Annotated in this window: 7 protein-coding genes; 3 read left to right on the top strand and 4 right to left on the bottom strand. The window is 59.1% G+C overall.

Features of this window, described 5'->3' with window-relative positions; translation table 11 throughout:
* Positions 1–247: 247 nt before the first annotated feature.
* Together H1B37_RS01595 and H1B37_RS01590 are read left to right on the top strand one after the other, a co-directional pair.
* Positions 248–1,411: a c-type cytochrome gene (locus H1B37_RS01595; protein ID WP_182864865.1), complete on the top strand. Its 1,164-nt coding sequence runs from the start codon at positions 248–250 to the stop codon at positions 1,409–1,411.
* Positions 1,408–3,777: a PVC-type heme-binding CxxCH protein gene (locus H1B37_RS01590; RefSeq protein WP_182864864.1), complete on the top strand. Its 2,370-nt coding sequence runs from the start codon at positions 1,408–1,410 to the stop codon at positions 3,775–3,777. Before H1B37_RS01595 ends, H1B37_RS01590 begins: the two co-directional genes overlap by 4 nt.
* A gap of 270 nt (positions 3,778–4,047) precedes the next feature.
* Here the strand turns inward: H1B37_RS01590 and H1B37_RS01585 are convergent, their stop codons facing one another.
* Positions 4,048–5,229, bottom strand: a complete 1,182-nt coding sequence (locus H1B37_RS01585) for a hypothetical protein (protein WP_182864863.1) — start codon at positions 5,227–5,229, stop codon at positions 4,048–4,050.
* 324 nt (positions 5,230–5,553) lie between these two features.
* Here H1B37_RS01585 and H1B37_RS01580 point away from each other — a divergent pair, with 324 nt between their 5' ends.
* The gene (locus H1B37_RS01580; protein WP_182864862.1) at positions 5,554–6,198 is read left to right on the top strand and encodes a sigma-70 family RNA polymerase sigma factor; all 645 of its coding nucleotides are present in this window, start codon (positions 5,554–5,556) and stop codon (positions 6,196–6,198) included.
* 248 nt (positions 6,199–6,446) lie between these two features.
* Here the strand turns inward: H1B37_RS01580 and H1B37_RS01575 are convergent, their stop codons facing one another.
* The 3 genes from H1B37_RS01575 to H1B37_RS01565 form a co-directional block, all read right to left on the bottom strand.
* A complete protein-coding gene (locus tag H1B37_RS01575; RefSeq protein WP_286177308.1) occupies positions 6,447–7,298 on the bottom strand; it encodes an SPFH domain-containing protein in 852 nt (283 codons plus the stop codon).
* A gap of 101 nt (positions 7,299–7,399) precedes the next feature.
* The gene (locus H1B37_RS01570) at positions 7,400–8,422 is read right to left on the bottom strand and encodes an SPFH domain-containing protein (protein ID WP_182864860.1); all 1,023 of its coding nucleotides are present in this window, start codon (positions 8,420–8,422) and stop codon (positions 7,400–7,402) included.
* 517 nt (positions 8,423–8,939) lie between these two features.
* Entirely contained in the window at positions 8,940–11,483 is a 2,544-nt protein-coding gene (locus H1B37_RS01565) for a DEAD/DEAH box helicase (RefSeq protein ID WP_182864859.1), read from the bottom strand.
* Positions 11,484–11,721 lie beyond the last annotated feature (238 nt).

Here is an 11,721-nt window from a genome sequence, read left to right as displayed (position 1 = left end):
GGCGATGCTGGCACCGCAAGGCCCGCGGCTAGCGCCGTCGGCTCACTAAATCGACAGCCTGTCACGCTTCCCGCTGGCATTTTGCCCGCATCGTCTGGCCTCCACACGACCTTTTGCCCATCCGATCTACTACAATCAGGCTCCCCCCGAATCGACGCCCTCTTCCCATTCCCTCCCCACTGGACCGCTTTGCTTCATGCCCTCCCCCGATCTCCTCACGCGCAGCAAATGGTTCGCGATACTCAGCGTGCTTCTATTGATCGCCAATCCGACCGCAGCCCTGGCCTTGGATGAACCCGCCACTCTCGCGCTGTTAGTCCGAGCGATTCAACAATCCGAAAGCGAGAGCGTTCGATCGTCGTTGCTGAAGGGCATGTTGCGGGGGCTGGAAGGTCGACGCGACGTCCAGCCGCCTGACGAGTGGAATTCGCTGGCGGCCGAACTGGCCCGTAGCGATCGTCCCTCGATCCGTGACGCCGCCAACCGTTTGTCCCAGATCTTTGGTGACGCCGCTGCGACCGAGCGTGCTCTGGCGACACTCCGTGATCCGGTCGCACCCGACAGCCAACGCCAAGCTGCGCTCGCTTCGCTGGTTTCGCAGCGCTACGAAGGTCTGGCAGAGGAATTGGAATCGCTCTTGGACGTCGACGCCCTACGTCTGGACGCCATCCGCGCCCACGCGGTGATCGCTACACAAGATGCCCCGAAAATTCTGCTGTCCCGCTACGCCACCAGCACCCCGCAAGCCCAATCGGCGACGATCGAAACACTGGCTACGCGAAAAGCCTATGCAAGAGAACTCGTGCGGGCGATCAAAGGCCAAACGGTACCGCGAGACCATATCCCGTCCTACATCGCCCGCACGCTACGTGACCTGCTGGGGCAAGAGTTCACGGCGGTCTATGGCGAGATTCCCGAGCTGGAAAAGAATGTCAGCGAAAGGATCGCCAAATTCAAACGCTTGATCACTGACGAAGCGCTCACCGGGGCCGACGCACGGCGTGGTCGAGTGGTTTTCCAAAAGACCTGCGGCGCGTGCCACCTGATGTACGGCGCCGGCGGCAAGGTCGGCCCTGATTTGACCGGCTCCAACCGCGCCAACCTGGACTATTTTCTGCTCAACAGCGTCGACCCCAGCGGCGATGTTCCCGAAGGCTATCGGACCCAGTTGATCCAAACCGTCGACGGCCGCGTGCTCACCGGCGTGCTGGCCGAAGAAGACAACCGGCGGATCGTGCTAAAGACCGTCGACCAACCGAGACTGGTGATCGCCAAAGACGAGATCGAAGCGCGGAAGGTCTCCGAGAAATCGATGATGCCCGAGGGGCAACTGGAACAACTCCCCCGCAAGGACCTGTTCGACCTGGTGAAGTACATGCAAACCAAATCGCAAGTGGAGGCGGCGGAATGAAGATCGCCATGGAAGATGTCAATCAACCTTTCGAGGATCAGCCGTCTGGCGCCAGCCTACGGGCCCGCAGCCCGCTATCTCTGGTGTGCCTGGGGCTCGCACTCGCCTTCGGTTTCCCGGTGGTCGCGGCGGCACAACAACGTCTGCCGAAAAAGCAGCATCGCACCAGCGACGCGCCGTTCCTGACGCCCGATGAAGCCGTCAAAAAAATGTCGATCCCGGACGGCTTTGACGTTTCCATCTTCGCCGCCGAACCGGACTTGGCCGAACCGATCGCGTTCTGCTTTGACGACCGCGGCCGGATGTGGGTGGTCGAAAATTTGAACTACCGCACCCGTCGCGAGCACACCGATGACAAGGTCAGCCGGATTCAGATTCTGGAGGACACCGACAGCGACGGTGTGTTCGACAAAAAGACGACCTTTGCCGACGATTTGACTTTCACATCGGGAATCGCCGTCGGCTTCGGAGGCGTCTACGTCGGTTCGCCGCCGAACTTCAGTTTCATTCCCGATGCCGACGGTGACGACCGACCCGACGGTCCGCCGCAAGTGCTGTTGGACGGCTGGGGTATCAACGACCGCCATGAAACGCTGAACAGTTTCATCTGGGGCCCCGACGGATGGCTGTATGGTTGCCATGGTGTGTTCACACAATCAAGGGTCGGAAAGCCAGGCGAAGACGATGCGCGGCGGCAGTTCATCGACGGCGGCATCTGGCGGTTTCATCCGGTCACGAAGAAGTACGAAGTGTTCGCGCGAGGACTTTCGAACCCGTGGGGATTTGATTTCGACAAACATGGCCAAGGCTTCGCCACCTGCTGCGTCATCCCGCACCTGTTTCATGTCGTCCAAGGCGGTGTGTACACCAAGCAAAGCCGCCCGCATATCAATCCACACATCTACGACGACATCACAACGATCCGCGACCACACGCACTTGTCCGCCCACGGCGGCGCGCGGTTCTATCTGGCCGACGCGTTTCCGCAGCAGTATCACGACCGCTTGTTCATGTGCAACATCCACGAGCACTGTGTGCTGACCGACGTGATGGTGCCCAACGGTTCCAGCTTCATCGGCAAACACGGGGACGACTTCCTGCCGACGAACGATTTGGCCTGGGTCGGGTTCAGCGTGGAAATCGGCCCCGAAGGCGGTGTCTACATCCTGGATTGGCACGACACCGACATCTGCGGCAACGCGATCAACTTTCCCCAAAGCGGTCGGATCTACCGGATCATGCCCGAAGGCAGCCAGCCGATCGCGCGGCCCAATCTGCGTTCGCTGTCTGACAGCGAATTGATCGCGATGCAGTGGCACACCAACGATTGGTACGTCCGCCAGGCGCGTGTGCTGTTGCACGCACGCGCAGCTGACCGAACGCTCGATCCATCCGCCACCAAGAAGCAGCTGAAGGAAATGTTTCGCACCGCCGACACGTCCCCGAGGCGATTGCGTACCTTATGGGCAGCCCACGTCACCGGGGTGATCACATCGCAGGAACTGACGGACTTGCTGGACCATGACGACCACTACGTGCGAGCCTGGGCGATCCAGTTGTTGAGCGAGACGACGACGGTGGACGCCTTCTTTTTGGCCGACGTCGAATCGTCAGAATCCAGCTTAGCTCCGACGGTCCGGAACAAGTTTGCCGCGATGGCCAAACACGACGACTCGCCCATCGTCCGGCTGTACTTGGCCTCGGCGCTCCAGCGGCTTCCCCTTGCCGATCGCTGGCCGATTTTAGAGCAGTTGGCGATGCACGCCGAAGATGCCAATGACAACAACTTGGCCCGCATGTACTGGTTCGCCTTGGAGCCGATGGTGCCGGAATTCCCCGAGCGATCCCTGGCGTTGGCCGTCAAAGGCAAACTGTCCAACCTGCAAGAATTCGTGGCCCGACGGTTGGCGACGGGGGACGTTGCCGAAGAATCCGATCCCAACTGGCGGCGTGTGGTGGCGCAGGTCGCGCCCGGGTTTGACGTCCGCGACGTCGGAGAGGGAGGCATCGTGCACCACAAGGTGTTCCGAAACCGATCGGCCGTGCAAACGCATCCCAAGGACCGCCACCAGCCGTGCCGAATGTTCCGTGATGTCAAGCTTCCCGCCGACAAGGCGACCGAATTGCAACTACGCGTCAGCCATCACCCCCACGGCGACTGGCAATTGCGAGTGCTGGTCGGAAAAGACGTGCTGGCCGATCAAACGGTCAGCTCGAGCACGGTTGCCAACGACGAATGGTTGGACGTCACTGTCGACCTGTCGAAGTACGCCGGCCAGCAGGTTCGATTGACATTGGAAAACCGAGCCAACGATTGGCACAACGAATGGGCCTACTGGAACGAAGTCAAGTTGGTCAGCCGGTAAGGTTTTGTCACAGCGAAATTTTTGGGGGGGGAATCTGTAACGAAATCTCCGGGGCGCATGGGTGCGGGTAAATGTCCGATTCGGCCCCTCCAAAGAGTCTCGGGCCTGGACGGCGACGGCTTCATTGCCGGGCAAACCTCAGGCACCGGCACTGAGGACTCCGACCAGTCGTTTCAAGCTGACTTGTTCCTCTTGCAGGCCGCGGAACGCTCGGCAAATTTGTGATCGGCTTCGCGGCGGTCGATGCAGGCGGAGCGCCGGCAAGCGAACTCAGTTGCTTGGCGGTTGCGGGATCAACAGAACACCTTCACGGTAGGGTTCGGCATCGATGGAGTGCCGGTGCAGTAGGAGTTGTGGGAAACCGACCTCGGTGCGTTCACTGATAGCCCATATCGATCCAGGCACACCTTCAGGAAAAATCGCCGCGTCGACAGGATCCAGAAGGCTGTTGACGTCGAGCAGGCCGTGGTCGCGTGTGAAGAGTCGGTTGGGCGAGTGCATGCTAATGTCGCCGCTATTGTTGTTGTCGGGTGCTCTACCGTCTAAGTCCTTGCGGCCATTCTTTAAGATTTCTAGCGAGTCTGTGTATTCGTAGACTGCAGTGCGAACGCCTTTGGATCCTTCCATCGTCCCAACCATCGTTCCGTAGTCGTTAATGGAAATCCCGCCGACGTCGGCAGACGGAAACACTTGTCCGGTGTCGGGATCGATCAGCATTCTGCCTGGACCGCCAATTACATAGACGGTGTTCGTTACCGGATCACGGTTGCTGAGTGAGTCAAAGCGTTTCGACACAGGCGTTTGCAGTGGAGTCCATGTCTGAGTGGTTGTTGAATAGAGAAAGTACTCGCCGGAACTTTTTAGGGCTTGGACCACCATATCCCCGGAGTTGTTCAGCGATAGCGCACCCAGTTCTGCGTTTTCCAGGCCGGTTGGGTGAGTCAGAACAATGAATGGCGATGCAGGTGCGACCGCGTTGGGATCGAACAAGTACGGTGACCACTGTCCATCCTTAAATGTCCAGCCGCAGGTCTGACCCAAGTCATTGATGTCCTCGGCGTGGGTGATGAGCCAACCATCGCGTGATCCTGGGGACAGCACATCAACAAGTTCGTTGAGTGTGATCGGATCGGCAACCGAAGTCAGAGCATCTCGCCCGTCCCAGTAGAATGCTTCGCTGGCCGTATACCCTCCGATGAGCCCGTCATAGGTGAAGTCTCCGCAGACTTCACCCCACGCGTTTATACTTCGCACATCCAAGTCCGCGGGATAAGGATTGGGAATCACCACGGCTCGGTAGCTGACCGGTCCGCCCGACGAAGGCGGCGGATCATCTTTGGGAGGCTTTCCCTTGTCGTTGGGAGGGGCCGCGGAAAGCAGCGTCGACAGCAAGATCCCGCAGCAGAGATAGCCAAACGTAGAGAGCCGCAAGTCAAGGTGACGGATGTTCATGTCTCGTTCCTCGTGTCTGTCATATGGCGGTGCAATGGGTTCGCGCCGAATGTTGGTCGGTCGCTATTGAGCTAGTTGCCTTGGGGGGCCCGTTCGTGTCGGCCCCGGTACGACAGTTTCGCGATTTTTTCGCAAAACGAGTTGCGGCCGCCGCGTCTCTGTCAGACTTTCTCACGATTTTTCTTTCGCACCCCGACACGATCGTGCTGCTGATCGGGTGGCAAACCGTTGCCGTCGGTCCGACGATCGGCGAGGAAAATGGCTCGCCGACCCTGGTATGCTGATGGGTCCTTCAAGACCGTCTTCATAGCAACCCTGGAAGAAATGGACACAAATTCGCGACGTGGGATTGAGCGTCTCATCGCGGACGCCCGTTCCGGCGACAATTCGGCGTTGGGCAAGGTGTTGGAATCGTTTCATGCTTATTTGGAACTTCTCGCCAAGCTGCGGTTGGACCACAAGCTTCAGGGAAAGGTCAGCCCGTCGGACGTCGTGCAGGAAACCTTTCTTTCCGCCAAGCAAGCGTTTGCCAACTTTCGGGGGCAAAGCGAACGCGAACTGATGGCGTGGCTGAGGAGCATCCTGGCGACTGAAATTGCCGGCCAGATCCGCTACTACAATCGGCATCGCCGGGCGGTCACCCTCGAGAAACGATTGAGTGAAAACCTGGACGGGACGTCTGCGGGTCTGCCGCTCGGGGTGGCCGATCCAGCGGTTTCCCCCAGCGTGGCAGCGGCCAAACGGGAAGCAGAAGTGATGGTGGCCGATGCGTTGTCCCGGCTTAGCGACGATCATCGCGAGGTGATCATTCTGCATAGTTTTCAGCAACAGACATTTCCCGAGGTGGCCGCAAGAATGGGACGCAGCACCGACGCCGTCAAGAGTTTGTGGGTACGCGCGCTGGCGAATCTTCGAAAGGCGATGACGGACGACGTATCGCGAAGCCACGGAAGCGAGGACGTAAGATGAGCGGCCGATCCGATGCGAAGCAGCTCCCGTCCCCGTCTTTGCCGATCGCTGGCCGATTTTAGAGCAGTTGACGGTGGGCGATCATGAAATAGGACCAATAGGACACATACGACTGATAGGTCCCAGACGTCCTATCGGTCCCATTGCCCACGGGCACTCCGTGCCCCGACGGTCACAACCGCAGCCTCCACATCATTCTGCCCCGAATCATTCTGCCTCCCCATCGTTTTGCCCCCATCATCACGCCCCTACGACTCCCGCCCGGCACCCTCGCCGACCTGGATCAGTACGTTGCTCGAATCGGGCAGCAAGTCGACTTCGGCGTTGGATTCGATCAGCGTGTCGACTTCCATCACCGACAAGACGGTGTTCAAAATTTCCGGGTCGGCCGCGGCGATCTCATTGAGTGCCTTGCCGACAATCTTGGGACGCGATGCGGAAGCCTCGGCCATCTTTTGTGAAACGCGGTAGGCGGTTTCACTTTTGATCAGCCCCACGCGGTTCTCGCCGTCCTGCTTCATCGCACTGGTCACCTGCACCAAGCGTTTGACGACCTTTTCGGTGATGTTGTCGACCATCAACCGATCGGTGAATGCGACTTTTCGGATGTAGACCGATCCGAGGGTGTAGCCCCATTTCTCCGACAGCGGCGAGACGGTCTTGCGAACCGTTCGGCTGAGCGAGTGGCGGTCTTCGAGCATCTTTTCCATCTCCAGATTGCTCAGCGTGGAAATGGTCGAACTGGTCACGTTGGCTTGCAGCGAACCGTCGGGATTCGCGTTGGTGAACAGGTACGAAACCGGATCGGTCACCCGCATTTCGTACCAGATCCCCACGCCCATCGGCGTGCCCTCTTCCGAGTTGACCATTTGGCTCCGCAAATAATGTTGACGAAGCGAGGTGTCGACGACATACGACTTTCCAAAGAACGGCACCAGCAACGCCCGTGGGCCGAATTTGAACACCGGGATTTGCAGCCCCGGTTGATCCAGCGTCCCGATCACTTTGCCGAACAGAGTGAAGACATGCGCCTTGCATTCGCCGACGCAGGCGTAGAGTCCAAAGAAGCGTGCGAATCCGAGCAGAATCGGAATCAACATCAAACCGAAAATAAATCCACCGCCGAACCATCCCATCGTATCACCTTCTTAGTTTTCGTTGTCTTTGTTCAGTTTTGATTGTCACTCGTTGCCGGCGTGTCTTAACCAGCGGCGTCGCTATTGGTGGTCTGGATCACTCGACGAGCAACGTTATAGAGTGGGATCCGGGCGTTCCGCAGATAGGCCTGCAAGCAAGAAGAACCGCCTTCCTTTTTGATCTCGGTCAGCGTTTGGGCCAGTTCACGTAGCGGTGCGACCTCTGCCTGGGCGTTATTGGTCGCGATCTCGACGGCGCGGGCACTCATCGTGATTTGTTGCTCGCTATCGGCCCGTGCGGTACTCAGGTCCGCGGCGACCTGGTTGCGTGTGCTGTTGATCGCCGACAGGGCGCGGTCGACTTCGGCGGGCGGGTCGATTTCGGTGATCAAGGCTGCGTCCAGTTCGATCCCATAGCGACCGGTCGTCGAACGGCACTGCTCTTCCATGTACTGATTCAACAGCGGCAAGTTTTTTCGCAAGTCGTTGATCGAAACGCCTTCACTCAAATCGATCGATGAAGCCTCTTGGTCACCGGCAGCTTCGTCGACTTCCGCATCGACCAACAGCGTTTGTCCTTTCGGGTCGACAAAGTTAGCGACGCGTTCGCGGAGCACGCTGACGAAGTAGCCCATGACGTGCTCGAGCGGACTGGCGACGCCGAACAGATAGGGGTACAGGTTGCTCTCGCTGATCCGATAACGAAGCTGGCCGTTGATCCCGGTCGTCAAGTTGTCTTTGGTGACCGCTTCGATCGTGTCCTGGGCTTTGGAAGGGTCCCAGGACAGGTCGACCGCCTGGGTCGCGACGGAAACCTTGTGGACGTCTTGCCAAGGCATCTTGAAATACGGTCCGCCGGGGCCGACGACACGCACCTGAGGGTATTCATACCGCTGGTGTTCCTCGTCGCTCAATCCGTCAGAATCCGCGCCACCGTCGGCGACCTGCATGCCTTCGAGTCGCTGTGCTTTTCCGAAACTCGTCACGATCGCCCGCTGGTCGGGGCTGACCGTGTAGAAACCGCCGACAATACAGCGGAAAAAGCTGTAGATGATGATGCCCATCATCAGTCCGAGAAAGAATGTCATGGCCGTGCTTGGTGTGTTTGGGCGAGTGGTGGGGGACCGAAATCTGGAATCCAAGAATACCCCATGGTTAGGTCCTCGCGGGCGGATCATCCCCGCATCACCCCATTTGGGCCCCAACACCGATCATCCAGGGCGAAGCATTTCGACCAATTCGCCGGTTTCTCACTGCATCAACCAGGCGAGACACGGTGGGAGAAGAGGTAGGAAGATTTTGGAGGTAAGAAGATTGTGAAAGGCGAGGGGAGAACGCGCACCGTCATTTTCTTACCCCGAAATCTTCTTACCAACCTCCGACCGATGATTCGCCGACCGAGAAAGGACGGTTGACTAGGGATCCCTTTGGAAGTACCGCGTTGACCTCACCTCACTCCCCAGCGTGCAGAGAACAGCAGAACCACCTTCTGGCGAAGGTAGCTACGTTATTCAAAGCTCTGCCCCCATCGTCTTGCCCCCATCGTTTTGCCCCCATTATTCTGCCCCGTATCATTCTGCCATCCTTCTCCGCATCTCCACCTCTTCAATTCTGCCGTCGTCCGCTGCTGATCAGGGTGTCTTCCAGGTTTTCGTCGTGGGACAGGACTTCGTCGGTCGTTTGCGGATCGGCTTTGCGGCAGCTTTCGGTCAAAATGTCGGCCAAGTCATCGAGCGTGTCCTCCCAGGTTTCGACCGTCGTGTTTTCCGGCGGGACGTTGGCCATCTCGTCGAGGAACAAAATCATCCGCAGGCAATGTCGCAGTAGGATGCCTTCTTCTTTTTGCAGCTTCTTCGTGGTGACGTACTTGTTGAAATCACCGTCGTAGTTGAGCAGTTCGCCGACGATCCAAACGGGGCGAACGCGAACGCCTTGTACGGTCGGATAATCGTTTTGGAACAAGCGATGGATCTTTTCGCCGATCGTCAGTGGCCAGACGCGCGGTTCTTCGAACATCACACGGCCGAAGCCCCGATCCTTTACCTCCTCTTCGTCGTCTTCGCCGCGAGCACCAAGTTCTTCGGGCGTTGCCAATCCCAGCTTCAAGAGTTGCGGGTCCAGCCGCGTCGTCGCCAGGGTCCCCGGTGGCATGTCTTCGATCCGGGGCATACGGGTGAAGCGTGCCACCGTTCCGGGCACTTCCAACACACTTTCAAACGCTGCGATCCGTTCTTCGGGGTCCGCGGTCGCTAACAAGTCGGCCATGTAGACGCCGAACAGCGGATTGATGCTGCGCAAATGCACCAGACGCTCCAACCGCGGTGTGGGCGCGGCGGTCAGCGGGCGATAGGCGTCCAAGTCGTACTGCTTGATCCGCGGCTGGTCCTCTTCATGGGACTCCGGATCCTCGCCCGTCTCGGGCTGCGGCGCCGGTGCATCCTCACGCATTTGATCAAGGATCTCACCGAACAGTCCACTGGTCGCGGGCGGCGGTTCGGGTTGGCTCGCATCGGTCTTTTTCCCCGAATTTGGTTTCGCGTTTCCAGAGTCGGTCGCCGGCGTCGGTTTGGGATCCAATGACAGGTAGTCCGCCTGCCACATGGTGATCAACATGCGATTCAGTTCCCGCTGCCCCTCCTCGATCTTCTTGGGCGTCAGCAATCGCTTGGACACCAGTTCCCGCAGCGGTGCGACGCTGGCGTCTTTGCCGAGCATGTAGGCGAGCAGCCTCCAAGGGAGTTGTCCGCGGCTGGAAAGGTCGGCCGACGCGGCTTCTTGCAGTTGAATGAACTGCTGCTCGGTCCAGTACGTTTCGCCGGAACGCCGCTTGGGCATTTTCTTTTTGAGCTGTTTCTTGGCCTTCAGCAGTCCCGGATCCTTGGTGTCCTCGGGGATCGAGTCGTACTTTTCACGCCACTTGTTCAATTTGACGTCGTCTTCGTGGGCGAGGGCATAAACAAAGCCGCGGTCGTCGAATTGCGGTCGCCCGGCACGGCCGAAGATCTGTTGTGCCGACGCCGTGTCGACCAGTTTGCGTTTGTCCTTGGGGCCTTTTAATAAGCTCGGCAACACGACACTTCGCGCCGGCAGATTGATTCCGGCGGCCAGCGTTTCGGTGCAGACACACATCGCCAACAGTTTGCGTTGGAACAATTCTTCGACCATGCGGCGGTAGCGGGGCATGACGCCGGCATGGTGCACGCCGACACCGCGCATCAGAATCTGTTTCAACTTCGGCCCGGCACCGGCCGCCATGTCGGCCGCGTTCAGATAGTCGGCCAACTCGGCTTGCCGTTCCTTGTCGATCAGATTTTTCCCCTTGAGCATTTCCGCGACCGTCCAGCACTGGGAGCGGGAAAAGCAGAACACCAGCGATGGGGTGCGGCGGAGTTCGTCGTCGCCGGCAGCGATTTTTTCGGCAAAGTCGTTCAAGATCTCATCGCCGATCCACTCGTATTGCAGCGGCACCTTGCGCTCATCTCCGCTGACCAGTTGCAACCGGCGGTTGTGGGCGCGGGACAGCCAGGAGGTGAATTCCAGCGAATTGCCGACGGTCGCGCTCAGCAACATCGTGCGGATGTGGGGCGGCAACAAGGCCAACGTCAATTCCCAGACGATGCCGCGTTCGGGGTCGTTGAAGGAATGAAATTCGTCCATGACGACTGACGTGACGTCGGAAAAGTCAAACGCTTCGGGGTTGAGCAAACGGTTCAGCAGGATTTCGGCGACGACGACCAGCACGGGGGCGTCGCCGTTGACGCGTCGGTTGCCCGTGACCAGTCCGACGCTGTCGGCCGGAAACCCCCAACGGACCGCACTTTCACGCAGTTCGTCCAGTTTTTGATCGGTCAGGGCGATCAGCGGGGTGGTGTAGTACATCCGCCGCCCGGTCCGCAGGGCTTCATAGACCGCGGCTTCGGCGATCATCGTTTTGCCCGTTCCGGTCGGCGCGCAGATCAACACGCCCTGGTCCCCGAGCCCCGGGTCGCCGGCAAAGTAGGCCAGCATCGCTTCCTCTTGGACCGGGTAGGGATCGTAGGGAAGCAACGAAAAGTACTCGGTGGCCAGCGAATCTCGATCCAGGTCGGGATCAACGGACGTGTGCTTGGCGGCTGCGGAAGCGTCGGCGGCAGGTTCTTGGTGATTCATGCCCATGTTGTAGCATGACCGGGGTGGGCACTGACACGGGGATGCGGCACCAAAGCGTAAGCTGCCCAGGCGTCTTGTTATGTCCGAGTCCAAGCTCCCAATGCCAGCCCGACGCGCGAGTGAGGGGCTCCCGGCGCCCCTCGCTCACGCGTCGGGCTGGCATGACCGCGTCAATTTCGAAACATCGATCGACTCCCCAAGCCACAAAGACTTTCGGCGACTCATGCAGCGTAACTCT

The sequence above is a fragment of the Stieleria mannarensis genome, assembly GCF_014154935.1.
Classification (GTDB): domain Bacteria; phylum Planctomycetota; class Planctomycetia; order Pirellulales; family Pirellulaceae; genus Stieleria; species Stieleria mannarensis.
The sequence above is the reverse complement of the archived record's forward strand: the minus strand, read 5'-3'. Positions and strand labels throughout refer to the sequence as shown.

What these genes read in the sequence shown, in the direction of transcription:
- H1B37_RS01590 (WP_182864864.1), top strand. Translation starts at nt 1,408, where the DNA reads ATGAAGATCGCCATGGAAGATGTCAATCAACCTTTCGAGGATCAGCCG.
- H1B37_RS01585 (WP_182864863.1), bottom strand. Translation starts at nt 5,229, where the DNA reads ATGAACATCCGTCACCTTGACTTGCGGCTCTCTACGTTTGGCTATCTC.
- H1B37_RS01580 (WP_182864862.1), top strand. Translation starts at nt 5,554, where the DNA reads ATGGACACAAATTCGCGACGTGGGATTGAGCGTCTCATCGCGGACGCC.
- H1B37_RS01575 (WP_286177308.1), bottom strand. Translation starts at nt 7,298, where the DNA reads ATGTTGATTCCGATTCTGCTCGGATTCGCACGCTTCTTTGGACTCTAC.
- H1B37_RS01570 (WP_182864860.1), bottom strand. Translation starts at nt 8,422, where the DNA reads ATGACATTCTTTCTCGGACTGATGATGGGCATCATCATCTACAGCTTT.
- H1B37_RS01565 (WP_182864859.1), bottom strand. Translation starts at nt 11,483, where the DNA reads ATGAATCACCAAGAACCTGCCGCCGACGCTTCCGCAGCCGCCAAGCAC.